Source organism: Streptomyces sp. NPDC059477 (assembly GCF_042749375.1).
Classification (GTDB): domain Bacteria; phylum Actinomycetota; class Actinomycetes; order Streptomycetales; family Streptomycetaceae; genus Streptomyces.
In genome coordinates this window covers 1-25,897 of sequence record NZ_JBHYUG010000016.1, presented here as the reverse complement: position 1 = coordinate 25,897, position 25,897 = coordinate 1, and the positions used below count along the sequence as shown (strand labels likewise).

Sequence of the window (25,897 nt, the reverse complement as noted above, 5' to 3'; positions counted from 1 at the left end):
CGGTACTCAGCCCCACCCCGCCCCGCACACCCCCGCAGGCCAAGTGTCCGGGCCCCGCCCGCACCCACCCGGAGGCCAGGTCTCGGCGTCGATGCTGGACGCCGACAGGGCGTGGGAGTGGCTGGCCACCGGGACGTGCGCACTCGCGCCCGGTACCCGGGTGCCGCGAATGACGAGCGCGTACGCCAGCGAGCGGGAGCAGTTCGCGCGGCTCGACCCGGGCGCACGGGGGACGCCGCCCCCGTCCGGCGATGTGGCGGTGGCCAGGATCTGGGCGGCGGACGGGGTACGCCGGGTGGTGCAGACGGCGCAGCATCTGCACGGGGGGGCGGCGCCGACGTGGGGTACCCGCTGCACCGGTACCACGCCCGGGCCAAGCACCCGGAGCCGTCGCTCGGCCCGGCGGCAGCGCACCGGGAGACGCCGGGCCGAGCGACGCTCCGGAGACGGCCGTCACGGAAACAGCCGACGGCAAGAGTCGCGGCTAGAGGCGGCCAGAGGCGCCTAGAGGACGAAACCCGCCTCGCCATTGTCGGTCACCACGGAGTGCCCCGCCGCTTCCCAGACCTGCATCCCACCGGCCACGTTCACGGCGTCGACGCCCTGCTGGACGAGGTACTGGGCGACCTGGGCCGAGCGGGCGCCGGAACGGCAGATCACATGCACCCGGCCGTCCTGCGGGGCCGCCTCGGTCAGCTCGCCGTAGCGGGCGACGAACTCGCCGATCGGGATGTGCAGCGCCGCCGCGGCGTGACCGGCCTGCCATTCGTCATGCTCACGGACGTCCAGCAGGAAGTCTCCGTCCTTGAGGTCGGCGACCTGGACCGTGGGCACACCAGCTCCGAAATTCATGGCACCGACGCTACCCGACCGCAACCCGGCCGAGGACGGCTTGAGGACGGCTCAAGGCGCCGCCTCCGCCAGCTCGGCCTCCCGCTGGGCCACCTCCGCGATCAGCTGGTCGGCGATCTCGTCGAGGAGCCGGTCGGGGTCGTCGGGGGCGAGCTTCAGCATCGAGCCGATGGCGCTCTCCTCCAGCTCCCGCACCACCACGCTGAGAAGTTCCTTGCGCCGGGCGAGCCAGTCGAGGCGGGCGTACAGCTCCTCGTTCTCGATCGGCCCCGGCTCCTTCGGCAGCGGCCCGGCGGCCCACTCCTCGGCCAGTTCGGCCAGTTCCGTCTCGTCGCCGCGGGCGTAGGCGGCGTTCACGCGCGTGATGAACTCCTCACGCCGGGCGCGCTCGGCCTCGTCCTGGGCCAGGTCGGGGTGGGCCTTGCGGGCCAGCTCGCGGTAGCGGCGGCGGGCCTCGTCGCTGGGGCGGACCCGCTGCGGGGGCCGTACCGGCTGGTCCGTGAGCATCGCCACGGCCTCCGGGAAGAGCCCGTCGCCGTCCATCCAGCCGTGGAACAGCTCCTCCACGTCGGGCATGGGCATGACCCGCGCCCGCAGCTCCTGGGCCTTGGCCAGGTCGGCAGGATCGCCGGTGCGGGCGGCGCGGGCCTCGGCGAGCTGCGCGTCCAGCTCTTCGAGCCGCGCGTACATCGGGCCGAGTCGCTGGTGGTGCAGCCGGGAGAAGTTCTCCACCTCGACCCGGAAGGTCTCCACCGCGATCTCGTACTCGATCAGCGCCTGCTCAGCGGCCCGCACGGCCTTCTCCAGCCGGGCCTCGGGCCGTGATTGATCAGCTTCCGGGGTCGTCACCCGCCCAGCGTAGGCCACGGTTGCGCGGGGCGAACCGCGGCGGTCGTTCACAGACGGGAGGTCGACCGGGTACGAGGGTGAAGACGGCCGGGGTACGGAGGTGAAGGCACCCGGGGTACGAGGGTGAAGACGGCCGGAGCAGGGAGGCGAAGGCGGAAGCCCCCCGCCCCCAGCCCCCACCCCTCCCGCAAAACCCCCGCCCCCAGCCCCCCGCCCCTCCCTCAAACCCCGCCTCAGACCCCCGTTTCCGCCGCCACCCGCCCCGCCCGGACCGCCGCCGTCAGATCGGCGTGGTCGGCCTCCGTGCGGTCGGCGTAGGACGTGGCGAAGGCGGCCATGGCCTCGTCGAGTTCCTCGTTCTTGCCGCAGTACCCGGCGAGCAGGCGGGGGTCGGCGCTGTGGCTGTGGGCGCGGGCCAGCAGGGCGCCGGTCATCCGGGCGTAGTCGTCGAGCTGGTCGGTGGACAGCTCGGCGGGATCCACGCTCCCCTTGCGGTTGCGGAACTGGCGGACCTGGAAGGGCCGTCCGTCGGCGGTGGTCCAGCCCAGCAGGACATCACTGACGACCTGCATCCGCTTCTGCCCGGCGACCACCCGGCGCCCCTCGTGCGCCACCTCCGGCACCTCGAACCCGGCGGTCAGCAGATGGGGCAGCAGCACGGACGGGCGGGCCTCCTTGACCTGGAGTATCAGCGCCTCGCTCCGGTGGTCCAGGAGCAGCACGACATACGACCGGGTCCCCACGCTGCCCGTGCCGACCACCCGGAACGCCACGTCGTGCACCGCGTGCCGGGCGAGCAGCGGATGCCGGTCCTCGGCGAGGGAGCCGACGTACGCCTCCAGGGAGGCGACCACAACCGCCGCCTCCGCGTCCGGCACCCGGCGCAGCACGGGCGGCGCGTCCACGAACCGGCGTCCCCCGTCCGGCGTCGGTTCCGTGGACCGGGCGGCGAACCGTCCGCTGGTGTTGCCCCGCGCCTTCTGGGAGACCCGTTCCAGGGTGCCCAGCAGATCGTGGGCGTCGGTGTGGGAGACGAGTTCCTCGTCGGCGATGGCGTTCCACGCGTCGAGGACGGGCAGCCGGGCCAGCAGCCGCATGGTGCGCCGGTAGGCGCCGACCGCGTCATGTGCCGCCGCACGGCAGACGTCCTCGGCCGCGCCCGCCTCCCGCCCGGCCAGCACCAGGGACGCGGCGAGCCGCTTCAGGTCCCACTCCCAGGGGCCGTGCACCGTCTCGTCGAAGTCGTTGAGGTCGATGACCAGCCGGCCGCGCGCGTCGCCGTACAGCCCGAAGTTCGCCGCGTGGGCGTCCCCGCAGATCTGGGCGCGGATACGGGTCATGGGGGTACGGGCGAGGTCGTACGCCATCAGCCCGGCCGAGCCGCGCAGGAAGGCGAAGGGCGTGGCCGCCATCCGCCCGACCCTGATCGGGGTCAGCTCCGGGATCCGGCCCCGGTTCGACTCCTCGACCGCCGTCACCGCGTCGGGGCGTCCGGCGTCGAGATCGAACAGGGCATGCGTGCTCCTGGGCACCCGCTCCCGCAGCGCCTTGCCCTGCTCCTTGGCCGCATCCCTGCCCGAACCCCTGCCCGAACCCCTGGCCGACTCCGTGGCCGGACCCGGCCCCTGGGCGGCCCGCTCGGCAAACCCCGCGACCTGAGGAATCCGCACTCCGGCCTCACCCACGAGAAACCGCCTCCCCCGTACGTACACACGCACATCCACACGAACATCAACCCGGGAACCGTACAGCCGACGAGCGTTTTGCGTCAGGCCCAGGGGCCACCAGGCGGCACCGGGGACCCACCGGGCAGCACCGGGGATCCACCCGGCGACAGCAGGATCCACCGGCGGACAGAGCCAAGCCGACCGCCGGATCACCCCCGCAGCGCCCCGCCCGCCCGTTCCACCGCCCGCCGCCGCAGGCAGACCCCCGCCGGAACCACCGCCGACACGACCGCGAGGACCGCGCACGCGGCCATGACCGCGCCGAGCGTGCCCCAGGGGATCTCGACCGGCGTCCACACCGAGAGCAGGCCGAGCGCGCCCCACACGCCGAGCAGATTGACGGCGGCGACCAGCGCGCCCAGGACCCCGCCGACGGTGACGACCATCAGCGCCTCGGCGCCCACCAGCCGCAGCACCTGCCAGGTGGTGGCCCCGGCCAGCCGCAGCACCGCCAGCTCACGGACCCGGTCGGAGGTGGCCATGACCATGGTGTTGGCGAGGGAGATGCCGGTGTGGAGCAGGGCGATACCGAGGACCAGGAAGAAGCCCGTACGGGTGGTGCGGTTGGCCTCGGGGGAGGCCGCGGCCACCCAGGCGTCCCGCCCGAGCACCTCCCCGCCCGAGGCCCCCACGGCCTCCCGCAGCCCGGCGGCCACGGCACCCGCGTCGGCCCCGTCCTCAAGGCTCACGTCGATCCGGTCGACGGGCGCGGCGGGGGCGTTGCGCGGGGTGACGTACACCCCGTTGTCACCGGTCCCGACGGTCATCACGGCGGCGATCGTCAGGGACACGGGCGTCCCGTCCCCGAGCCACACGTCCACCCGGTCGCCGACGGTGTGCCGCTCCCACTCCTCATTGACGATGATCGAGCCGTCGTCCAGGTCGCTCACCTTCCCGGCGGCCAGCGGGAGCGAGGCGGTCGCCGCGAGCGGTCCGGGCTCGACGGCACGGGCGTCGGACCGGACCAGCGCGACGCCGTCCTCCAGCACGTACACCGCGCTGGACGCACCGGCCGCGATCCGGGCGCCCGGCACCGCCGCCAGCCGCTCGACGGTCGGGTCGTCGAAGCCGGTGTCCCCGGCCGGGACGACCACGAAGTCGGCGGCGGTCCGCTCCCGGAGCTCGGCGGCCTTGGCCGCGTCGAGGGTCGCGGTGGCCCCCAGCAGCGAGCCCGCCAGCGCGACGGTGACCAGCACGGGCGCCGCGACGGCGGCGGTACGGCGCACCCCGGCGGCGGCGTTCTCCCGTACCAGCATCCCGGCGGCGCCGGGCAGTTGGGCGAGCGGCCAGGCGATCAGCCGGGTCAGCGGCCGGACCACGACCGGCGCGAGCAGCGCGACGGCGGTGATCAGCAGCATCGGCCGGCTCACATAGGTCTTGCGCTGCAACAGCTCGCCCGGGTCGCCCACCAGGGCCAGCACCGGCATCACGACGGCGGTCGCCAGCAGGCCCGCGCCGCACAGCAGACGCCCCCGGGTCATCGCCCGGCTGTCCACGGACGCCTCGCGCAGCGCCTCGGTGGGCCCGGTGCGCCCGGCCCGCCAGGACGCGGCCAGCACCCCGCACAGCGCCACCAGCAGCCCGGTCCAGAAGGCCAGGTGGTACGGCCAGACAGGGTCACCGATGCCGAACCAGCGCGGCGCGAGCCCCTCCCCCACCGCCCACCGGGCGAGCTTCGGCGCCCCGTACGAGCCGAGCACGCACCCGGCGGCGGACGCGAGCACCCCGACGGCCAGCGCCTCGGCGACGACCATGCGGCGCAGCTGCCCGGGGGTGGCCCCGGCGGTGCGCAGCAGCCCGAACTCGCGGCGCCGCTGGGCCACGGCGAAGGCGAAGGTGGAGGCGACCACGAAGACCGACACGAACCCGGTGACCCCGCCGGCCGTGCCGAACAGGGCGTTCATCGCGGTGAGGGCCTCGCTGTCGCGGTCCGGGTCGGCGTCGGCGTACCGGCGCGCGTGCCCGGTGAGCACCTCGGCGCCGCTGCCGCGCACCGCCTCCCGCACGGCCGCCGGGTCGGCGTCCACGACGAGCTGACGGCTGACCGGCGCCAGTTCGGCGGCGCGGGCATCGGTGTAGAACACGGCGTCCTCGAAACCGAGCCCGGTCACCGTACCGACGACCCGCAGGGTCCCGTCACCGGTCCGCACCTCACCGCCCGGCCTGACCCAGTCCCCGCTGACGACGACCTCATCGGCGGCCCGGGGCGCCCGCCCCCGGTCGATCTCGTACGGGGCGAAGGCGGCCGTGGACCAGGGATGGCCCACGAGATCGGCGGGCCCGCCGACGGCCCGCACGGCGAACGACCGGTCCTCCACGACGGTCCCGAGGCCGCGCAGCACGGCGACGGTCGCGGCGGGCACGGCCCGTGGCCGGGCGAGTTCCTGGCCGCGGTCGCCGATCGGCGTGGGCACGGTCAGGGTGTCCTGCCCCTGGACGACGACCGGCGCGGCGGCGAACCGCTCCGGCCCCCGCTCGGGCGCGTCCAGGGAGGAGGCGAGGGCCAGCCCCATGACGGCGATCAGCGCCACGCCCAGCGACAGGGCGACGAAGCTGCCGGCGAAGGTGACCCAGCGGGTACACAGAGTGCGCAGGGCGGTGCTCAGCACGGCGTGGCCTCCAGCCCGGTCATCCGGGCCGCGATCCGGTCGGCGCCCGCCCCGGCCAGTTCGCCGTCGACACGGCCGTCGACCAGGAAGACCACGCGGTCGGCGTAGGAGGCGGCGACCGGGTCGTGGGTGACCATGACGATCGTCCGGCCCTCCCCGTCGACCATGCCGCGCAGCAGGCCGAGCACCTCGCGGCCGGTCCGCGAGTCGAGCGCGCCGGTCGGCTCGTCGGCGAACAGCACCTCGGGCCGGGTGATCAGGGCGCGGGCGAGCGCGACGCGCTGCTGCTGGCCACCGGACAGCTCGGCCGGCCGGTGCCGGGCGCGGTCGCCGAGGCCGACCCGGTCGAGCACCTCGCGCACCCGGGCCCGGGGCACCCGCCGGCCGGCCAGCCGCAGCGGCAGCGCCACGTTCTGCTCGGCGGTCAGCGACGGCAGCAGGTTGAACGCCTGGAAGACGAACCCGATCCGCTCGCGCCGCAGCAGTGTCAGCCTGCTCTCGCTCAACCCGGTCAGCTCGGTGTCCCCCACGGTCACCGAGCCCGAGGTGGGCCGGTCCAGCCCCGCCGCGCACTGGAGCAGCGTCGACTTGCCGGACCCCGAGGGCCCCATGACGGCGGTGAAGGTCGCCCGGGGAAAGCCCAGGGAGACCCGGTCGAGCGCGGCGACGGCACTGCCGCCGACCCCGTACGACCGGCTGACGGCCCGCAGCCGGATCGCGTCGTCGTTCATCGTTTCCCCTTGCTTGTCGGACGGATGGACGGAAGCGAGAACCGGGGCCGGAGCGGAAAACCGAAACCACCGGGCACGACCGGGCACCACCGGGCACGACCCGGCACCACCGGGCACCACCGGGCACGACCCGGCACCACCGGGCACGACCCGGCACCATCGGGCACCACCGGGCAGCCCCCACCCGAAAGCCCAGCCCCCACCCGAAACCCAGCCCGACCGACCCCGGCCCAACCGATCCCGCCACCCCCACCAAACCCCCCGAAGCCACCCCGGCGCATTGCGGCAGAACGGAGACCTGAGGTAGGTCTGGCACTACCCCCACCCCACCCCCGGCCCGATGGTGCGCGCCGCCAACCCGGTCCTACGGTGACGGGCATGCACCCTCGCAACGTGTGGCAGGCCATGTCCGGCCCCGGTTTCGTCACCTCCTGGTGGCCGTGGCGTGCGGCGGGCTACCTGCTGACCGGGGCGCTGGCCGGGCTGGTCGCGCTGGTGGCCATGGCGAGCGCGGTGGCCGTCGGCGGGCTGCTGGCGATCGTGCTGGTGGGGCTGCCGCTGCTGGTGCTGACGGCGCTGGCGGGCCTGCCGGTGGCCCGGCTGGAACGGCACCGGCTGCGCCTGATCGACCAGGACCCGGCACGCAACCCGCACCAGCCGGTCACCGAACCCGGCGCATGGCCGTGGCTGCGCACCCGGCTGCGCGAACAGACCACCTGGCGCGAACTGGGATACACCCTCCTCCTCGCCCTGATCCTCTGGCCGGCGGACGCCCTGATCCTCACGGCGGCCCTCCTCTGCCCCCTCTCCCTGATCACCACCCCGCTCCAACTGGCCGTCATCGGCGGGGGCGAGGAGGCGAAGGTCCTCAAGCAGTGGACGGTGACGGGCTGGCCGACGGCGTTCGGCGTGGCCGTCCTCGGCCTGGTGCTGCTGGCGCTGGGCGGTTACGCGCTCGGCGCCGCCGCGGGCGCCCGCGCCGAGCTGACCCGGCTGCTGATCGCCCCGCGCGACACCGACCTGGGCGCCCGGCTGGTCGAACTGTCCCGCTCCCGGGTCCGGCTGGTGGACGCCTTCGAGGCAGAGCGGCGCCGCATCGAGCGCGATCTGCACGACGGGGCCCAGCAGCGCCTGGTGGCCCTGTCGATGACGCTGGGCCTGGCCCGCCTGGACGTCCCGCCGGGCCCCCTGGCCGACCAGCTGGCGAAGGCCCACGAAGAGGCGGGCAAGGCCCTCGCGGAACTACGCGAACTGATCCACGGCATCCACCCCCAGGTGCTGGCCGATTACGGCCTGGAGGCCGCCGTCACCGACGCCGCCGACCGCTCGGCCGTCCCCGTGGACGTCGAACTCCACCTGTCGGGACGGCTCCCCCGGTCCGTTGAGGCCGCCGCGTACTTCGTGGTCTGCGAGGCACTGGCCAACGCGGCCAGACACAGCGGCGCGACCCGGGCGCGGATCACCGGCGCACACCACACGGGCCGCCTGCGCCTGACCATCCAGGACAACGGGAACGGCGGCGCCGACCCGGCAAGGGGCACAGGCCTGACGGGCCTGGCCGACCGCGTATCGGTCCTGAATGGCACACTCTCGCTGTCCAGTCCGCCGGGCGGACCGTCCCTGTTGCGTGTGGAGATCCCTTGCGAGCGGACCGAGACCGAGCGCTGCGCGTAGTACTGGCCGAGGACAGCGTCCTGCTCCGCGACGGCCTCATCGCGCTCCTGGAACGCTGCGGCCACGAGGTCGCCGCAGCCGTCGGCGACGCGCCATCCCTGATCACCGCGGTCACCGACCACGCCCCCGACATCGTGGTCACCGACGTCCGGATGCCCCCCGGCTTCCAGGACGAGGGCCTCCAGGCCGCGGTCCGCCTGCGCGAACACCGCCCGACCCTCCCGGTCCTGGTCCTCAGCCAGTACGTCCAGCGCACCTACGCCGCCGACCTCCTCGACTCCGGCGACGGCACCGGCGTCGGCTACCTCCTCAAGGACCGGGTGGGCCAGGTAGGAGAATTCACCGAGGCCCTGACCGAGGTGGCCGCGGGCGGCACGGTCGTCGACCCGGAGGTAGTCCGCCAACTCCTCCGCCGCCGCCGAGACCCCCTGGAACGCCTCACCCCCCGAGAACACGAAGTCCTCGCCCTCATCGCCCAGGGCAGCTCCAACAGCGCCATCGCCCGAGCCCTGTTCGTCTCAGAAGCGGCGATAGGCAAACACATCACCAGCATCCTCACGAAACTAGACCTACCCCCCACAGCCGAAACCCACCGAAGAGTCCTGGCAGTACTGGCCTACCTACGCTCATGACGGTCCCCCGACCGTGACATACCTCACCGCTGCTCCCCCCACCGACCCGACCAACGAAAAACGGGCCCCCACCGTGACTTCCGTCACTGGTGAAGGCCCGATCATCGGTACTTCGTGGTGCGCGAGGGGGGAGTTGAACCCCCACGCCCTTGCGGGCACTGGAACCTGAATCCAGCGCGTCTGCCTATTCCGCCACCCGCGCATTGGGTGCGTCCTCGGGCCTCGCCCCGCTAGGGGCTGGCGCCTTCCGACACGCAGAACATTAGCACGCTGGACCCGGTGGATTCACATCCCTTATCCGGAGCAGGAGCCCTTGTGAGGGCCCCGTCCCGCCCCCTCCGCCCCACCCCGCCGAACCCCTCCCCGCCGCCCCCGACAAACCCCCCGCCCACGTATCAACCTCGTACCGGTCCACCCCGTCTCCCCGGAGCCGGGCGGTCTCCACAGCGCAGTGCGGGACACTGGTCGCCGGCCGCCTCTACGATCCTGTGGGCAGGGCCACGCCCCGGAAGGGCCGGAAGGAAGCCAGAAGGAGTTCGAAGAGGCGCTCCAGCGGGAACGGTCGCAGGCGTCGACAATCCGTCGACGAAACCGTCGACCGGCCCGACAGGGGGAACCAGCCGATTGAGCCGCGCGTGGATACGATCAGTAAGCACTACCAAGTAAGCAGTACTGGTAAGCAGAGCACCACACAGAGCGGCACGCGCACCGCGCGCACCGTCCGTGACACCCGCGTCACCCGTAGTACTCGTAGTACCCGCGTTACCCGTAGTACCCGCAGCACTCGCAGTACCCGCACTGCCTGTAGCAACCGCAGTATCCGCAGTACCCACAGTGGCAACGACGGAGGAGGTGCCCCATGGGAGTCCTGAAGAAATTCGAGCAGCGTCTCGAAGGTCTGGTCAACGGCACCTTCGCCAAAGTCTTCAAGTCCGAGGTCCAGCCCGTGGAGATCGCCGGTGCGCTCCAGCGCGAGTGCGACAACAACGCCACGATCTGGAACCGGGACCGGACCGTCGTACCCAATGACTTCATCGTGGAGCTGAGCGCGCCGGACTTCGAGCGGCTCAGCCCCTACTCCGGGCAGCTCGGGGACGAGCTGGCCGGGATGGTGCGCGACTACGCCAAGCAGCAGCGGTACGCCTTCCTGGGGCCGATCAAGGTCAATCTGGAGAAGGCGGAGGATCTCGACACCGGCCTGTACCGGGTGCGCAGCCGGACGCTCGCCTCCTCCACCAGCCAGCCCGGCCCCTCGGGGCCGATCACGCCTCCGCCCGCCGGCCCGCAGCGGCCCGGCGGCGGCCCCGGCTATCCGGCCCAGCCCGCCGGCGCTCCCCCCATGCCCGCCGCCCCGCCACCAGGCGGCGGCGCACGCCAGGGCGGGGGGTACGGGTATCCGCCGCCCGCTGCGGTCCCCGCCGGACCGAGCACGGGCGCGGGCGGCCGTACCAGACACTGGATCGAGATCAACGGCACCCGCCATCAGATCTCCCGCCCGACGCTCGTGCTGGGCCGCAGCACCGAAGCCGACGTGCGGATCGACGACCCCGGCGTCTCCCGCCGGCACTGTGAGATCCGGACCGGAACGCCCTCGACGATCCAGGATCTCGGGTCCACCAACGGCATCGTGGTGGACGGGCAGCACACCACCCGCGCTACGCTCCGCGACGGCTCGCGGATCGTCGTGGGCAGCACCACCGTTATCTATAGGCAAGCCGAAGGGTGAACCGGGGGCAATGTCAGAGCTGACCCTCACGGTCATGCGGCTGGGTTTTCTGGCCGTACTGTGGCTGTTCGTGATCGTGGCCGTGCAGGTCATCCGCAGCGATCTGTTCGGTACGCGCGTCACTCAGCGCGGGTCCCGACGAGAATCCGGCCGGCCGCAGCAAGCGGCCCGCCAGGCGCCTCCGCAGCAGCGCCAGCAACCGGCCGGCGGCCGGTCCCGCCGTAACGCACCGACCAAGCTGGTGGTGACGGAGGGCACCCTCACCGGCACCACGGTCGCGCTCCAGGGCCAGACCATCACGCTGGGCCGCGCGCACGACAGCACCATCGTGCTGGACGACGACTACGCCTCCAGCCGCCATGCCAGGATCTACCCGGACCGGGACGGCCAGTGGATCGTCGAGGATCTCGGCTCCACCAATGGCACGTACCTCGACCGGAACCGGCTGACGACGCCGACGCCGGTTCCGCTGGGTGCGCCGATCCGCATCGGCAAGACGGTCATCGAGCTGCGGAAGTAGTGCTACATCATGAGTGAGCGCGAGCGGAGCGAGCGCGCGGCGGCGGCCCTCACCCGGGACCCTCGCACGCTCCCGACCGGAGGGTGGGCAGTGTGGCTCGACACGACCGGCTGTACCCGGAGCCGACGGGCGAGGTGGGCATGAGCCTGTCACTGCGCTTCGCCGCCGGATCGCACAAGGGCATGATCCGGGAGGGCAACGAGGACTCCGGTTACGCCGGTCCGCGGCTGCTCGCCATCGCCGACGGCATGGGCGGCGCCGCCGCAGGCGAGGTCGCCTCCTCCGAGGCCATCTCCACCATCGTCGCCCTCGACGACGACATCCCGGGCTCCGACATCCTCACCTCGCTCGGCACCGCCGTGCAGCGGGCCAACGACCAGCTGCGCGCGATGGTCGAGGAGGACCCCCAGCTGGAGGGCATGGGCACCACGCTCACCGCCCTGCTGTGGACCGGCCAGCGCCTGGGCCTCGTCCATGTCGGCGACTCGCGCGCGTATCTGCTGCGCGACGGCGTCCTCACCCAGATCACGCAGGACCACACCTGGGTGCAGCGGCTCGTCGACGAGGGCCGGATCACCGAGGAGGAGGCCACCACCCATCCGCAGCGCTCCCTGCTGATGCGGGCGCTGGGCTCCGGCGACCATGTCGAGCCGGATCTGTCGATCCGGGAGGTCCGGGCGGGAGACCGGTATCTGATCTGCTCCGACGGGCTGTCCGGCGTGGTCTCGCACCAGACGCTGGAGGACACCCTCGCCAGCTACCAGGGCCCGCAGGAGACCGTGCACGAGCTGATCCAGCTCGCGCTGCGCGGCGGCGGCCCCGACAACATCACGGTGATCATCGCCGACGTACTGGACCTGGACACCCCCGACACCCTCGCCGGGCAGCTCTCCGACGCCCCGGTGATCGTCGGCGCGGTCGCCGAGACCCAGCTCCCGCTCAACGACAACGGCATCATGCAGACCCCGGCCGGCCGTGCCTCCGGTCTCGGCCGCCAGGTGCCCGGACAGGGCGGCGGCGAGTTCGGCCCGCCCGGCTCCGGCGACACCACCGGCTACGTCCCCACCGACGGCTTCGGCGACTACGGCGACGACGACTTCATCAAGCCCCGCAAGGGCCGCCGCTGGCTCAAGCGCTCGATCTACGGAGTGCTGGCGCTGGCGGTGATCGGCGGCGGGCTGTACGGCGGCTGGCGCTGGACGCAGACGCAGTACTACGTCGGCACCAACGGCGAGCATGTCGCCCTGTACCGGGGCATCAGCCAGGACCTGGCCTGGGTCTCGCTGTCGGAGGTCGAGCGCGACCACCCCGAGATCGAACTCAAGTACCTGCCGCCCTACCAGCAGAAGATGGTGGAGGCCACGATCGCCGAGGGCGGTCTGGAGAACGCCCAGGCGAAGATCGACGAACTGGCCCTCCAGGCGTCCGCGTGCCAGAAGCAGGCGGAGCGGCAGGCGGCCGAGAGCGCGAAGAACGCCGAGACCGGCGAGGGCGAGGCCGGCGGAACCACGGGAACCACCCGTACCTCCTTCACGTCAAAGGCGACACCGACGCCGACACCGACGCCAAATTCCTCGGCCGACCCGGCGGAGTCGTCGTCTCCGAATCCCGACCAGTCCACGTCCCCGCCCGCGACCACTCCCAGCCCCGGCCCGAGCCTGTCGGAGGAAGAGCAGAAGGTCGTCTCCAATTGCGGTACGCAGTAGGCACCGTGAGAGGCCCTGTCACACGATGAGCAGTACTACCAACCCGTCGACGCAGCACACGTCCACGATCGGCGCGATCGGCGCGCCCAGCCGGCGCAACACCGAGCTGGCGCTGCTGGTCTTCGCCGTCGCCATCCCGGTCTTCGCCTACGCCAATGTGGGCCTCGCGATCAACGACGAGGTGCCGACCGGCCTGCTCGGCTACGGTCTGGGCCTGGGTCTGCTGGCGGGCGTCGCCCATCTCGTCGTACGCAAGTTCGCCCGGTACGCGGACCCGCTGCTGCTGCCGCTGACCACCCTGCTGAACGGACTCGGGCTGGTCGCCATCTGGCGGCTCGACCAGTCGCCGCTGCTCCAGGAGATCGGGCAGGCGGGCAGCGCGGCACCGAACCAGCTGATGTACACGGCACTCGGCATCGCGCTCGCCATCGTCGTGCTGGTCTTCCTCAAGGACCACCGGGTCCTTCAGCGCTACACCTACATCTCCATGGTCGGCGCGCTGATCCTGCTGCTGCTGCCGCTGGTGCCGGGGCTCGGCAAGGATCTGTACGGCGCGAAGATCTGGATCTCGGTCGCCGGATTCTCCATCCAGCCCGGTGAGTTCGCCAAGATCGTGCTGGCGGTGTTCTTCGCCGGCTATCTGATGGTCAAGCGGGACGCGCTGGCGCTGGCCAGCCGCCGTTTCATGGGCCTGTATCTGCCGCGCGGGCGCGACCTCGGCCCGATCCTGGTGGTCTGGGCGATGTCGATCCTGATCCTGGTCTTCGAGACGGACCTGGGCACCTCGCTGCTGTTCTTCGGAATGTTCGTCATCATGCTGTACGTCGCTACCGAGCGGACCAGCTGGATCGTCTTCGGTCTGCTGATGTCGGCGGTCGGCGCGGTCGGCGTGGCCAGCTTCGAGACGCACATCCAGCAGCGTGTGGACGCCTGGCTGGACCCGATGCGCGAGTACACGCTCAGCCAGGAGGGCGTGGCCGGCCACTCCGAGCAGGCGATGCAGGCGCTGTGGGCGTTCGGCTCCGGCGGCACGCTGGGCACCGGCTGGGGGCAGGGCCACTCCGATCTGATCCGGTTCGCCGCCAACTCCGACTTCATCCTCGCCACCTTCGGCGAGGAGCTGGGCCTGGCCGGGCTCATGGCCATCCTGCTGATCTACGCGTTGATCGTGGAGCGGGGTGTGCGCACCGCGCTCGCCGCCCGCGACCCGTTCGGCAAGCTGCTCGCCATCGGCCTGTCCGGCGCCTTCGCGCTCCAGGTCTTCGTCGTCGCCGGCGGTGTCATGGGTCTGATCCCGCTGACCGGTATGACCATGCCGTTCCTCGCGGCCGGTGGTTCCTCAGTGATCGCCAACTGGGCGCTGATCGCCATTCTGATCAGGATCAGTGACACCGCCCGCCGCCCGGCGCCCGCCCCGGCGCCCAACCCCGACGCCGAGATGACCCAGGTGGTCCGCCCGTCATGAACAAGCCCCTGCGCCGTATCGCGATCTTCTGCGGACTGCTCGTGCTGACCCTGCTGCTGCGGGACAACTGGCTCCAGTACGTCCAGGCCGACGAACTGGCGAGCGACCCCAAGAACCGCCGGGTCGCCATCGAGCGGTACGCCACCCCGCGCGGCGACATCATCGTGGACGGCAAGGCGATCACCGGCCACCGCGAGGCCAAGGGCGGCGACTTCCAGTACATCCGCACCTACACCGACGGCCCCATGTGGGCGCCGGTGACGGGCTACACCTCGCAGGCGTTCGGCGCCAACCAGCTGGAGAGCATCGAGGACGGCATCCTCACCGGCAACGACGACCGGCTGTTCTTCCGCAACACCCTGGACATGCTCACCAGCAAGCCCAAGGAGGGCGGCAACGTCGTCACCACCCTCAGCGCCGCCGCGCAGAAGGCGGCGTACGAGGGGCTCGCCGAGCGCGGCAAGGGCGCGGTCGCCGCGATCGAGCCGGCCACCGGCAAGATCCTGGCGCTGGCCTCGTACCCGTCGTACGACCCGGCGTCCATCGCGGGCTACTCGGACTCCGACGCCGAGGCGTGGGGCAAGCTCCAGAAGGACGAGAACCCCGACGACCCGATGCTGAACCGGGCGCTGCGCGAGGTCTACCCGCCGGGTTCGACGTTCAAGGTGGTCACCGCGGCGGCGGCGCTGGAGCACGGGCTGTACGAGGACGCCGACGCGAAGACCGACTCGCCGGACCCGTGGGTCATGGAGGGCACCACCACGGAGCTGCCCAACGACGGCAACATCCCGTGCGAGAACGCGACCCTTCGGGTGGCGCTCCAGTGGTCCTGCAACACGGTGTTCGGCAAGGTCGGCGCCGACCTCGGCAACGAGAAGATGCTGGAGACGGCGACCGAGTTCGGGTTCACCTCCGAGCAGTTCACGCCGGTGCGCTCGACCGCCTCGGTGTTCTCCGACGACATGAACCCCTCGCAGACGGCGCTGTCCTCGATCGGCCAGTTCAACACCGCCGCGACCCCGCTCCAGATGGCGATGGTCGCCGCCGCCATCGCCAACGACGGCAAGCTGATGAACCCGTACATGGTCGACAAGCTCCAGGCGCCCAGCCTGGACACGATCGAGCAGACCGAGCCGGAGGAGCTGAGCCGGCCGCTCTCCTCGGAGAACGCCCAGATCCTCCAGTCGATGATGGAGACCGTGGTCAGCGAGGGCACCGGCAAGTCCGCGCAGATCGACGGCGTCACCGTCGGCGGCAAGACCGGTACCGCCCAGCACGGTGTGGACAACAGCGAGAAGCCGTACGCCTGGTTCATCTCCTACGCCAAGACCGACTCCGGTTCCCCCGTGGCGGTGGCGGTGGTCGTCGAGGACGAGAACGCCAACCGCGGTGACATCTCCGGTGGCGGTCTGGCGGCGCCGATCGCGAAGAGCGTGATGGAGGCGGTCATCGATGCCAAGCAGTGACCCCGGTCACGTCCCTTTCACCTCGGTGCCCAGTGCGATACCGGTCCGGTATCGGGTCACGGGCTTGGCCGGGGCACACCATTCCAGCCGGGTACGGTAGGCCCGGACGGCAGCCTCCGGGTCGTACAGATGTGCGGACCGGGACCGACGGAGAGGGCTGGTAGGAAGCTATGGAAGAGCCGCGTCGCCTCGGCGGCCGGTACGAACTGGGCCAGGTGCTCGGTCGTGGTGGCATGGCGGAGGTCTACCTCGGGCACGACACCCGGCTCGGCCGCACCGTGGCGGTGAAGACGCTGCGCGCGGACCTCGCGCGCGACCCGTCCTTCCAGGCCCGGTTCCGCCGGGAGGCCCAGTCGGCCGCCTCGCTCAACCATCCCGCGATCGTGGCGGTCTACGACACCGGCGAGGACTACATCGACGGGGTCTCGATCCCGTACATCGTGATGGAGTACGTCGAGGGTTCCACCCTGCGTGAGCTGCTGCACAGCGGGCGCAAGCTGCTGCCCGAGCGGTCGATGGAGATGACCATCGGCATCCTCCAGGCCCTGGAGTACTCGCACCGCAACCAGATCGTCCACCGTGACATCAAGCCGGCGAACGTCATGCTGACGCGCACCGGCCAGGTCAAGGTGATGGACTTCGGCATCGCCCGTGCGATGGGCGACTCCGGCATGACGATGACGCAGACGTCGGCCGTCATCGGCACCGCCCAGTACCTCTCCCCGGAACAGGCCAAGGGCGAGCAGGTCGACGCCCGCTCCGACCTGTACTCCACCGGCTGCCTCCTGTACGAGCTGCTGACGGTACGGCCCCCCTTCGTCGGCGACTCCCCGGTCGCCGTCGCCTATCAACATGTGCGCGAGGAACCGCAGCCGCCGAGCGTGTTCGACCCGGAGATCACTCCGGAGATGGACGCGATCGTGCTGAAGGCGCTGGTCAAGGACCCCAACTACCGCTATCAGTCGGCCGACGAGATGCGCATCGACATCGAGGCGTGCCTGGACGGCCAGCCGGTGGCGGCGACGGCCGCGATGGGCTCGGTCGGCTACGGCGGCTATCCCGACGACCAGGCGACCAGCGCCCTGCGCTCGGCGGACGCCGGCGTGACGACGATGCTGCCGCCGATGAACCCGGACGACGGCGGCTACGGCTACGACGAGCGCCCCGACCGCCGCCGCCAGAAGAAGAGCAACAACACCTCCACCATCCTGCTGGCCGTCTCCGCCGTCCTGGTGCTGGTCGGCGCGATCCTGATCGGCCGGTGGGTGTTCGCGGGCGACGGCGTCGGCAACAACACGGTTCCGGTGCCCAACTTCATCGGCCTGACAGAGGACAACGCCCGTAAACAGGCGACCAACGCGGAGCTGGAGCTGTCGATCAGCAGCAAGCCCTGCGAGGACCAGCCCAAGGGCAATGTCTGCGACCAGGACCCGCCCCAGGGGACGAGCGTCGACAAGAGCACGACGGTCAATCTGGTGGTGTCGACCGGGGCGCCGAAGGTGGTCGTGCCCAGTGTGCTCGGCGACAGCCTCGACGAGGCCACGTCGAAGCTGGAGGCCGACGAGTACCAGTTCGAGATCAAGACGGAGACGCAGGAGTCCTCGGAGGACCCGAACACCGTCCTCGAACAGAAACCGGAGCTGGGCACCGAGGTGGAGAAGGGGTCCACCATCACCCTGGTCATCGCCAAGGAGGTCGAGCAGTCGGTCGTACCGAACGTGATCGGCCAGAGCTGTGACGCGGCGGTGGCTCAGATCGAGGCCAGCGACCTCACCGGTACCTGCACGGAGGCGCCGACGCAGGACCAGAACCAGGACGGCAAGGTCCTCAAGACCACGCCGGCGGGCGGCACCCCGGCCGACCCGGGCTCGGTGGTGACGATCGAGGTCGGCAAGTTCGAGCAGCAGAAGACCCAGGTGCCGGACGTCACCAACCGTACGGTCGCCGAGGCCCGGCAGCTGCTCCAGCAGGCCGGCTTCACCAACATCCAGTTCGCCCAGGGCAGCGACCAGAGCGACACGGCGTTCGTGCTCAGCCAGGACCCGGGCGGCGGCAACGAGGTCGACGACCCCGCGGCCACCCAGATCACCCTGACCACCGCCGGCTTCGGCCAGAACAACAACGGCGGGGGCAATGGAGGGGACGGCGGGTTCCTCGGGGGCGGGGACGGCGGCGACTGACCTCGGTAGCTGGCCCTGGCGTCTGACCTCGGTGTCTGACCTTGGCGTCTGAAGAGCCTGGAGAGTGAGTGGGCCCCGCCGGATCTTTCCGGCGGGGCCTTTCTCGTGGGACGCGATCTTGTGCGGGACGTTTCCTCGCAGGGCGCTTTCTCGCGGGGCGCTCAGCTCTGGCGCAGTTCCTTCGGCGGGGTGCGGTTCTCGTCCACCTTCTCGACCCGGTCCAGCTCGCCCCACACGATGTACCGGTAGCGGCTGGTGAAGACCGGGGTGCAGGTGGTCAGCGTGATGTACTTGCCGGCCTTGGTCCTGCCGGACTCCTCGGGGATGGCCCCGATGGTCTCGACGTTGTACTTCGAGGTCTCCGGGAGCAGGGCGTAGACCTTGTAGACGTACCAGTTGTCCTTGGTCTCGACGACGATCGCGTCGCCCTTCTCGATCTTGTCGATGTCATGGAACTTCGCGCCGTGGCCGTCGCGGTGCGCGGCGAGCGAGAAGTTGCCGTTCTTGCCGCTGGTGGGCAGGGCCGCCTTGACCGGGTCGGTGTAGTACCCGGCGACACCGTCGTTGAGGAGCTGGGTGTCGGTGCCCTTCTTGATCAGGATCTCGTCGTCACTCATCGCGGGGACGTGCAGGAAGCCGACGCCGTCCGCGGTGTCCAGCGCGCCGGGCCCGCCGGTTCCGCTGGATCCACCGGAGCCATCGGGGGCCTCGGCGGTCCAGCTGTCGCGGACCTTGTCGCCCTCCTCGCTCGCCTTGCGGTCGGCCAGGACGTTGGTCCACCACAGGGAGTAGGCGACGAAGAGGCCGAGCACCAGCCCGGCCGTGATGAGGAGTTCACCGAAGACGCTGACCACCAGGGCCAGCCCGCCGGGCCTGCGGCGCGGTGGTGCGGTCGCCGTCCCGGACCCGGGCGCGTCGATGTGCTTCTCGGTGTCGTCGGTGGTCGCTGCCACTGTCATCTGCCCTTAACTGATGAGCGCATCGGGCTTCCCCTCGCTGCGCGGCCGTTCCTCGATCATCTCGCCCCACACGATCATCCGGTACGTGCTGGTGAACTCGGGCGTACAGGTCGTCAGCGTGATGTACCTCCCCGGTTCGGTGAATCCCGCGTCCTTGGGGACGGGGTCGAGGACGCCGATGTTGCTCGGCGCGGTCTCCGGCAGGATCGAGGCCATCTTGTAGACGTAGTACGTGTCCTGGGTCTCGACCACGATGGGATCGCCGGGCTGGAGCTTGTTGATGTACCTGAACGGCTCGCCGTGGGTGTTGCGGTGGCCCGCGAGCCCGAAGTTGCCGGTCTTGTCGCCGGGCATCGCGGTGTCCAGCGCGCCCTCGGCGTAGTGGCCGACCATGCCCTTGTCGAGGACCTTCTCGGTGCTGACGCCCTCGGCGATCGGCACGACCACGTCCAGTTTGGGGATGCGCAGGATGGCGAAGCCCTGGCCGGGCTCGAAGCTGCCGGGGGTGCGTTTGCCGCTGGCCCAGTCGTCCTGGAGATCGCTGGCCTCCTGTCCGGCCTGGGCGTGCGCGCGGACGTTGGTCCACCACAGCTGGTAGGTGACAAACAGGAGCAGCAGGACGCCAGTGGTGATGAACACCTCGCCGACGGCCCGGCTGGCGAGCACGGCGGGGCTCGCCTTACGGGCGCGGGCCTGCCGGCGGGCCTCCACTCGGGAGAGGGGGGGCGCGGGGGTCTCGGCGGTGCCTGGGGTGGCGGTGCTTTCGGTTCCCGTCGTCTGTCCGGCGACCGCGCCATTGGCGCCGCGGCGCCCGTTACGCCGTTTGGCGGCCTTCCTGCGGGCCGCACGGCCACCGAGCGCGGGATCGGTGCCGGAGGGGGCTGGTGAGGCTCCAGAGGCGGATATGGCCCCGTTGACGCCGGGAGGGTCGGGTATCCGGAGGGCGACGGTCTCGTCGTCGGCGGGCGGGGGGGCGGGCCGGGGGTGGGGCTGGACCTGCGGCTGCGGCTGCGGGCGAGGCCGTGGCGGGCGTGGGTGCCGGGGCTGTCCCTCGCCCGCCGGAATCGTCGGCAGGATCCGGGTGCCGGACGGAGTCTCCTCGTACGGCAGAACCGGAGCGGGCTGCTGGGCCTGAACGGGCTGATCAGGCCGCGCGGACTGGTCAGGCCAGCCGGGCCGGACGGACGGATCGGACCGGGGGGACTGGTCAGGCCAGGCGGGCTGGGCAGACTGGTCGGACCAGGCGGGCTGAGCGGGCTGAGCCCCATAGCCGTACGGCTCCACCGAACCGTCGTACGCGCTCCCGAACGCACCCTGCCCCCCGTACGGCTGCTGCCCGTACGAGGTGCCCTGGTCGTCGGCGCCGTGCCCGGGGTCGCCCCCGTAGCCGGTGCCGGACTCGCGCTCGGGGCGCAGGGCGGTCACGCCGTGGCCCTGCCCACCACCGGGGCCAGCCCCGCCGATCTGGCCACCGCGTCCTGGTCGCCGCAGTCCACGAGCCAGTTGGCGAGCATCCGGTGCCCGTGCTCGGTCAGCACCGACTCGGGATGGAACTGCACCCCCTCTACGGGCAATTCCCGGTGGCGCAGGCCCATGATGATCCCGTCGTGGGTGCGGGCCGTGATCTCCAGCTCGGCCGGGACAGTGGCGGGCTCGGCGGCCAGCGAGTGGTAGCGGGTCGCGGTGAACGGCGAGGGCAGCCCGGCGAAGACGCCCCTGCCCTCGTGCTCGACCGGCGAGGTCTTGCCGTGCAGCAGCTCGGGCGCGCGGTCCACGACGCCGCCGTACGCCACCTGCATCGACTGCATGCCGAGGCAGACGCCGAAGACGGGGACGCCGGTGGCGGCGCAGTGCCGGACCATGTCGACGCAGATGCCGGCCTGCTCGGGGGTGCCGGGGCCGGGGGAGAGCAGGACGCCGTCGAAGCCGTCCTGCGCGTGCGCGGTGGCGACCTCGTCGTTGCGCAGGACCTCGCACTCGGCGCCCAGCTGGTACAGGTACTGGACCAGGTTGAAGACGAAGCTGTCGTAGTTGTCGACGACGAGAATGCGCGCGCTCACTGGTTGTCCACCGTCACATCGTTGAAGGGAAGCAGCGGTTCCGCCCACGGGAAGACGTACTGGAACAGGACGTAGACCGCGGCCACGACCAGCATGAGTGACAGCAGCGCCTTCACCCACGCGTTCCCCGGCAGATGCCGCCAGATCCAGCCGTACATGCCGTCCCTTCCGTCGACCCACGGCACCGCCGCTCACGCCGTACCCGCACCAGACTAACGGCGCAGGGCCTCCGGTTTCCCGGCCTCCACAGGCTTGGTCGAGTCCCGGGTGCAACCGGACTTGTGTGGCACAAGATCGATCACCGCCGCATACCCGGAGGGTGTCGGTGACGGTGCCCTCAAGGACCGGCTTGTTCCACGTGAAACCAAGCGCACCGGCGGCTCCACGACGAGACGCCCGCTCCAGGCTGCTTCGGCCACCGCGCGGGGCCGCTACCGCACGGCGGCTACTCCACGGGCTCCGCGTAGTGCAGATCCACGGTGCCCGAGTAGCCGGGAAGAGTCACCGTCCCGTTCTCCTCGACCTTCCAGCCGAGCCCGTACACATCGACGTACACCATGTAGTTCTGGATCGCCTCACTCGCGGACAGCGCCTGCTGAAGCTTCTCCGGGTCACCGATCGCGGTGATTTTGTACGGCGGTGAGTAGACCCGGCCCTGGAGGATCAGGGTGTTGCCGACGCAGCGCACGGCGCTGGTGGAGATCAGCCGCTGGTCCATGACCTTGATGCCCTCGGCGCCGCCCTGCCACAGGGCGTTCACCACGGCCTGGAGGTCCTGCTGGTGGATCACCAGGTAGTCGGGCTGCGGCTCGGGATAGCCGGGGAGCTTGGCGGTGGCGTCGGGCGGGGCGTCGTTCAGCGTGACCGTGAGGGCCTCGCCGGTGAGTTTCTGGGTACCGGCGTTCTGCTCCAGGGCGGCGAGTGCGTCGTCCTGCGCCTTGGTCCGGCCGTCGTCCCGCTCGGCGAGCGACTCCACCTGGTCGCGCAGGGCCGCGTTGGCATCGCTCCGCTCGCCGTTCTCCCGGCTGCGCTCCTGGATCAGGTCGGAGAGCTTCAGCAAGGAGGCGTCCGTACGGATATCCGTACCCTTGGCGGTATTGAAGCTGGTGAAGAAAATAAGGCCCGCGAGTGCGAAGACGCCCACCGTGAGGACCCGCACCGGCCGGAAACGGCCCCTGCGGTCGGCGCCGGAACCACTCTCGGAGCCGTCCTCGGGGGAGTCGGCGGAATTGCTCAACGTACCCTTATCTCCTTCGGAGCCACGGAAGCACTACGCTAACGGACGCCCGGGGGAGCACTCAGTGTCCCCTTGTACGCTGCCCCGAGCCCGACCCGAGTTCCCTGCGCGGCCACGCAGCGCATCGACAGGAGAGACCCTCGTGCCGAAGTCACGTATCCGCAAGAAGGCCGACTACACGCCGCCGCCGTCGTCGACGAAGCAGACGACGACCATCAAGCTCAACAGCCGTGCCTGGGTCGCGCCCGTCATGCTGGCGATGTTCCTCATCGGTCTGGCCTGGATTGTCGTCTTTTATGTCACCGACGGCTCGCTTCCCATCGATCAGCTGGACAACTGGAACATCGTGGTCGGCTTCGGCTTCATCGCCGCCGGATTCGGTGTCTCCACCCAGTGGAAGTAGCACCGGCCATACCTCTACCCAGGGGTATCCGCTGAGTTATCCACAGCCCTTGCGGAATTTCCACATCTCACCTGGGGAAAAGACGAAGATCTGTGGATAACCCCTCGGGGGTTGACGCTGGTACGACTGTCGGACCACACCCCGCAAGCTTGTTCGCCCCCTGCCTGACCTGCATAAACACTGGTCGGTGACAGGGGGCACAGCTGTTCCCGCACACTATGCACAAGATCGGGCACGCGCTGTGGACAACGGGAGGGGCGGGCGGGCTCGAAGGGGATACAGGCGCCCGCAAGGCGGGATACGGGCGGACTCTCAGACGAGCTGGGCCGTTCTGATCAACGTGATCCCGATCACTACGACCAGCACCGCCGCGCAGGTGCCGTACTGCACCAGGGTCCGGCGCTCACGCGGGGCGTGGACCATGGCGTAGCCGACGATCACACCGGCCACCAGGCCGCCGATGTGGGCCTCCCAGGCGATGTTGGTCCAGGTGAAGGTGAAGATCAGGTTGATCGCGAGCAGGGCCAGTACCGGCCGCAGGTCGTAGTTGAGCCGGCGCATCAGCACCGCCGTGGCGCCGAACAGGCCGAAGATCGCGCCAGAGGCGCCGAGCGAGGCCGAGCCGGGCGCGGCCAGCAGATAGGTCAGGGCGCTGCCCGCCAGTCCGGAGACCATGTAGAGCGCGAAGTAGCGGATCCGGCCGAGGGCCTGTTCCAGCGGGCCGCCCAGCCACCACAGGCTCAGCATGTTGAACGCGATGTGCCAGATCGCCTCGTGCGCGAACATCGAGGTCACCAGGCGGTACCACTGGCCCTCCGCAACCCCTTCGGTCGGCATCCAGGGCGCCGGCGGCCACTGGCCGATCAGCACCAGGCTGTCCAGCAGCGAGGGCCGGATCTGGACGGCGATGAACACCGCGAGGTTGATCCCGATCAGGATCTTGGTGAGCAGCCGGGGGTCGGCCGCGATCGTGCCGCCCGCGAGGGTACGGGGGGTGGAGGCGCTCGGCGCGTGCCCGGTGCCGGAGCCGCCGCGCACACAGTCGGGGCACTGGAAGCCCACCGACGCGCTGACCATGCACTCGGGGCATATCGGCCGCTCACAGCGGGTGCAGCGCACGCCGGTCTCCCGGCCCGGGTGCCGATAGCAGACGGGCAGGCTCTGTGCGGGCGACGGGGACTGCTCCCCCGGGCCCTGCGGGCTGCCCGGCGCCTGGTCCATGCGATCCCCTCACGTATCGTCGGCGGGCAATACGAGGCCCCGCTCATCATTACGGATGAGCGGGGCTTTTTGTTCCCTGTGGAACATGCCGGGGCCGCGTCGCGACGGGTCCCGGTACCGGCCTCGGCCGTGGCCTCAGCGCTTCTCGATGACGACCTGCTCGATGACCACGTCCTGCACGGGGCGGTCGGTGCGCGGGTTGGTCTGGGCGGTGGCGATGGTGTCCACGACCTTCTGGCTGGCCGCGTCGGTGACCTCGCCGAAGATGGTGTGCTTGCCGCTCAGCCAGGCCGTCGGGGAGACGGTGATGAAGAACTGCGAGCCGTTCGTGCCCGGCCCGGCGTTGGCCATGGCCAGCAGGTAGGGCTTGGTGAACTTCAGCTCCGGGTGGAACTCGTCCTCGAACTGGTATCCGGGACCGCCCGTCCCGTTGCCCAGCGGGTCACCGCCCTGGATCATGAATCCGTCGATCACCCGGTGGAAGACCGTGCCGTCGTAGAGCCTGTCCGTGGACCGCGCTCCGGTGGCGGGGTGGGTCCACTCACGCTCGCCGCCGGCGAGTTCCACGAAGTTCTTGACCGTCTTGGGCGCGTGGTCCGGGAAGAGCCGGATCTCGATGTCGCCGTGGTTGGTCTTCAGGGTGGCGTAAAGCTGCTCGGCCACGATCTGCCTTCCGTTGTCTTCCTGTGACTCCCCGATCCTCGCACGGACCGCACGCCACGTCGCCCGGCACCCGCTTCCGGTCCCGCTCACAGGCGCATCGCTTGCGCGAGACGGGCGCATCGCCCGCGAAAAACCGGCCTCGCCGCCGCCACACGGGCGCGCGCGGCGACGATCCGTGGCATTGTCGACGACAAGCTCCTGTTGCCCAATATTCATCATTCATCGCCATTGCATTTGATTCATCCGCTATGGCATGTGATCGCTTGCCGGTCGGCCGACGGTCGCCCGGTCAACCGCTCGACCGCTCGACCGTCCGGTACGGCGTTGCACGGCCGTACGCATGACCCGGATGCCCGCCTTCGCATGCCTCGCGCCCGCCCAGCAGGCATGATCCGTAAAAGGGTGGAAAGTCGAAATACCGTACGCCACCGAGGAGGAGGATTCCCGTGACCCGCATCGACAGCGTGCGCGCCGCGACCGGCTCGGCGAGGGACAGCGTGCTGCACGCCGCGGACGTGGTGGCGCCCTACGCCGACACGGCCAAGGACCGGGCCGCGCACTACGCGCAGGAGGCCCGCGTACGGCTCGCGCCCAAGGTCTCGCAGGCCGCCGACCAGGCCCGCGTCCAGTACGAGACCCATCTCGTCCCGCGCCTGGAACAGGCCCGCACCCATGTCCCGCCGAAGGTCGACTACGCGGCCCACGAGGCGGCCCTCAAGGCCCGGGTCGCCGCCCGGCAGGCCGCCGAGTACTCCCGCCCCCGCATCGAACAGGCCGTGGCCGCCGCCACGCCCGTCAGGGACGAGGCCGCCAGCCGCGGTTCCGCCGCCCTCGCCGCCCTGCGCGGCGGGGTGACGGCCGAGGAGATCCAGAAACTCGTCCGCAAGCATGAGCGGCGCTCCAGGGCCGGCCGCGCGGTGAAGGTCGTCGCGGTTCTCGGCGTGCTGGCGGGGGGCGCCTTCGCCGCCTGGAAGTGGTGGGACAAGCAGGCCAACCCCGACTGGCTGGTCGAACCCCCGGCCGCCACCGAGGTCCCCGAGTCCGGCCGTCTCTCCTCCGTCGACGGCAGCGGCCAGTCCGCCCTCGACCCCGAGGTCCAGGCCAAGGAGGCCGAGGAGGAAGCGGCCAAGCGCGACGAGGGCAACTGAGGCCTCATCCGGGCGGCAGCCCCGGCACGACGGGCCCAACTCCGCGCGAGGGGCGGGAGACTTCAACGT

At 71.1% G+C, this 25,897-nt stretch carries 22 protein-coding genes, 1 tRNA gene and 1 pseudogene; 11 read left to right on the top strand and 13 right to left on the bottom strand.

Annotation, left to right across the window (positions count from 1 at the left end; genetic code table 11):
• Positions 1 to 91: 91 nt before the first annotated feature.
• Positions 92 to 429 (top strand): annotated as a pseudogene (locus ACFXAZ_RS11205) (acyl-CoA dehydrogenase family protein); the annotation flags it as partial.
• A 75-nt stretch (positions 430 to 504) separates the two neighbouring features.
• On the opposite strand, the gene ACFXAZ_RS11200 reads toward ACFXAZ_RS11205, so the two are convergent.
• The 5 genes from ACFXAZ_RS11200 to ACFXAZ_RS11180 all read right to left on the bottom strand — a co-directional run bounded on the left by ACFXAZ_RS11200 (position 505) and on the right by ACFXAZ_RS11180 (position 6,768).
• Complete coding sequence (locus tag ACFXAZ_RS11200) at positions 505 to 834, bottom strand: rhodanese-like domain-containing protein (protein WP_384588025.1); 330 nt, start codon at positions 832 to 834, stop codon at positions 505 to 507.
• A gap of 69 nt (positions 835 to 903) precedes the next feature.
• Positions 904 to 1,701, bottom strand: a complete 798-nt coding sequence (locus ACFXAZ_RS11195; RefSeq protein WP_384587793.1) for a J domain-containing protein — start codon at positions 1,699 to 1,701, stop codon at positions 904 to 906.
• 233 nt (positions 1,702 to 1,934) lie between these two features.
• Positions 1,935 to 3,386, bottom strand: coding sequence for a DUF2252 domain-containing protein (locus ACFXAZ_RS11190; protein ID WP_384587790.1), 1,452 nt, complete (start codon positions 3,384 to 3,386; stop codon positions 1,935 to 1,937).
• Positions 3,387 to 3,577: 191 nt separating this feature from the next.
• A complete protein-coding gene (locus tag ACFXAZ_RS11185; protein ID WP_384587787.1) occupies positions 3,578 to 6,037 on the bottom strand; it encodes an FtsX-like permease family protein in 2,460 nt (819 codons plus the stop codon).
• On the bottom strand, positions 6,031 to 6,768 hold the full coding sequence (locus ACFXAZ_RS11180; RefSeq protein ID WP_384587784.1) for an ABC transporter ATP-binding protein: 738 nt from the start codon (positions 6,766 to 6,768) through the stop codon (positions 6,031 to 6,033). Before ACFXAZ_RS11180 ends, ACFXAZ_RS11185 begins: the two co-directional genes overlap by 7 nt.
• Before the next feature lie 378 nt (positions 6,769 to 7,146).
• Here ACFXAZ_RS11180 and ACFXAZ_RS11175 point away from each other — a divergent pair, with 378 nt between their 5' ends.
• Positions 7,147 to 8,442: a sensor histidine kinase gene (locus ACFXAZ_RS11175; RefSeq protein WP_384587781.1), complete on the top strand. Its 1,296-nt coding sequence runs from the start codon at positions 7,147 to 7,149 to the stop codon at positions 8,440 to 8,442.
• Positions 8,409 to 9,074, top strand: a complete 666-nt coding sequence (locus tag ACFXAZ_RS11170) for a response regulator (RefSeq protein ID WP_384587778.1) — start codon at positions 8,409 to 8,411, stop codon at positions 9,072 to 9,074. Before ACFXAZ_RS11175 ends, ACFXAZ_RS11170 begins: the two co-directional genes overlap by 34 nt.
• 115 nt (positions 9,075 to 9,189) lie before the next feature.
• Here ACFXAZ_RS11170 and ACFXAZ_RS11165 read toward each other — a convergent pair.
• Positions 9,190 to 9,276 (bottom strand) — tRNA-Leu (locus ACFXAZ_RS11165).
• A gap of 657 nt (positions 9,277 to 9,933) precedes the next feature.
• Between ACFXAZ_RS11165 and ACFXAZ_RS11160 the strand changes: the two genes are divergently transcribed.
• The 6 genes from ACFXAZ_RS11160 to pknB all read left to right on the top strand — a co-directional run bounded on the left by ACFXAZ_RS11160 (position 9,934) and on the right by pknB (position 18,137).
• Positions 9,934 to 10,800 carry an FhaA domain-containing protein gene (locus tag ACFXAZ_RS11160; protein WP_384587776.1) on the top strand — a complete coding sequence of 289 codons (867 nt, stop codon included), beginning with the start codon at positions 9,934 to 9,936 and terminating at the stop codon, positions 10,798 to 10,800.
• Positions 10,801 to 10,810: 10 nt separating this feature from the next.
• Positions 10,811 to 11,320 carry an FHA domain-containing protein gene (locus ACFXAZ_RS11155; RefSeq protein WP_384587773.1) on the top strand — a complete coding sequence of 170 codons (510 nt, stop codon included), beginning with the start codon at positions 10,811 to 10,813 and terminating at the stop codon, positions 11,318 to 11,320.
• Positions 11,321 to 11,460: 140 nt separating this feature from the next.
• Positions 11,461 to 13,026, top strand: coding sequence for a Stp1/IreP family PP2C-type Ser/Thr phosphatase (locus ACFXAZ_RS11150; protein WP_384588022.1), 1,566 nt, complete (start codon positions 11,461 to 11,463; stop codon positions 13,024 to 13,026).
• A gap of 25 nt (positions 13,027 to 13,051) precedes the next feature.
• Positions 13,052 to 14,491 carry an FtsW/RodA/SpoVE family cell cycle protein gene (locus ACFXAZ_RS11145; RefSeq protein WP_384587770.1) on the top strand — a complete coding sequence of 480 codons (1,440 nt, stop codon included), beginning with the start codon at positions 13,052 to 13,054 and terminating at the stop codon, positions 14,489 to 14,491.
• Positions 14,488 to 15,957 (top strand): peptidoglycan D,D-transpeptidase FtsI family protein, encoded by a 1,470-nt coding sequence (locus ACFXAZ_RS11140; protein ID WP_384587767.1) that lies wholly within the window; start codon positions 14,488 to 14,490, stop codon positions 15,955 to 15,957. Before ACFXAZ_RS11145 ends, ACFXAZ_RS11140 begins: the two co-directional genes overlap by 4 nt.
• 170 nt (positions 15,958 to 16,127) lie before the next feature.
• Positions 16,128 to 18,137: a Stk1 family PASTA domain-containing Ser/Thr kinase gene (gene pknB, locus ACFXAZ_RS11135; protein WP_384587764.1), complete on the top strand. Its 2,010-nt coding sequence runs from the start codon at positions 16,128 to 16,130 to the stop codon at positions 18,135 to 18,137.
• Between the two features lie 161 nt (positions 18,138 to 18,298).
• Here the strand turns inward: pknB and ACFXAZ_RS11130 are convergent, their stop codons facing one another.
• The 5 genes from ACFXAZ_RS11130 to ACFXAZ_RS11110 all read right to left on the bottom strand — a co-directional run bounded on the left by ACFXAZ_RS11130 (position 18,299) and on the right by ACFXAZ_RS11110 (position 22,393).
• The gene (locus ACFXAZ_RS11130) at positions 18,299 to 19,090 is read right to left on the bottom strand and encodes a class E sortase (protein ID WP_384588019.1); all 792 of its coding nucleotides are present in this window, start codon (positions 19,088 to 19,090) and stop codon (positions 18,299 to 18,301) included.
• 12 nt (positions 19,091 to 19,102) lie between these two features.
• Entirely contained in the window at positions 19,103 to 20,521 is a 1,419-nt protein-coding gene (locus tag ACFXAZ_RS11125) for a class E sortase (RefSeq protein ID WP_384587761.1), read from the bottom strand.
• The gene (locus ACFXAZ_RS11120; RefSeq protein ID WP_384587759.1) at positions 20,518 to 21,156 is read right to left on the bottom strand and encodes an aminodeoxychorismate/anthranilate synthase component II; all 639 of its coding nucleotides are present in this window, start codon (positions 21,154 to 21,156) and stop codon (positions 20,518 to 20,520) included. Before ACFXAZ_RS11120 ends, ACFXAZ_RS11125 begins: the two co-directional genes overlap by 4 nt.
• Positions 21,153 to 21,314, bottom strand: coding sequence for a hypothetical protein (locus ACFXAZ_RS11115; protein ID WP_382682701.1), 162 nt, complete (start codon positions 21,312 to 21,314; stop codon positions 21,153 to 21,155). Before ACFXAZ_RS11115 ends, ACFXAZ_RS11120 begins: the two co-directional genes overlap by 4 nt.
• Positions 21,315 to 21,601: 287 nt before the next feature.
• Positions 21,602 to 22,393, bottom strand: coding sequence for a DUF881 domain-containing protein (locus ACFXAZ_RS11110; RefSeq protein WP_384587755.1), 792 nt, complete (start codon positions 22,391 to 22,393; stop codon positions 21,602 to 21,604).
• 142 nt (positions 22,394 to 22,535) lie between these two features.
• Between ACFXAZ_RS11110 and crgA the strand changes: the two genes are divergently transcribed.
• Positions 22,536 to 22,796 carry a cell division protein CrgA gene (gene crgA / locus ACFXAZ_RS11105; protein WP_382682696.1) on the top strand — a complete coding sequence of 87 codons (261 nt, stop codon included), beginning with the start codon at positions 22,536 to 22,538 and terminating at the stop codon, positions 22,794 to 22,796.
• A gap of 312 nt (positions 22,797 to 23,108) precedes the next feature.
• Here crgA and ACFXAZ_RS11100 read toward each other — a convergent pair whose 3' ends face one another.
• Together ACFXAZ_RS11100 and ACFXAZ_RS11095 are read right to left on the bottom strand one after the other, a co-directional pair.
• Complete coding sequence (locus ACFXAZ_RS11100) at positions 23,109 to 24,017, bottom strand: rhomboid family intramembrane serine protease (RefSeq protein ID WP_384587752.1); 909 nt, start codon at positions 24,015 to 24,017, stop codon at positions 23,109 to 23,111.
• A 135-nt stretch (positions 24,018 to 24,152) separates the two neighbouring features.
• Positions 24,153 to 24,680, bottom strand: a complete 528-nt coding sequence (locus ACFXAZ_RS11095; RefSeq protein ID WP_384587749.1) for a peptidylprolyl isomerase — start codon at positions 24,678 to 24,680, stop codon at positions 24,153 to 24,155.
• A 446-nt stretch (positions 24,681 to 25,126) separates the two neighbouring features.
• Between ACFXAZ_RS11095 and ACFXAZ_RS11090 the strand changes: the two genes are divergently transcribed.
• Positions 25,127 to 25,828: a DUF5324 family protein gene (locus ACFXAZ_RS11090; protein WP_384587746.1), complete on the top strand. Its 702-nt coding sequence runs from the start codon at positions 25,127 to 25,129 to the stop codon at positions 25,826 to 25,828.
• Positions 25,829 to 25,897 lie beyond the last annotated feature (69 nt).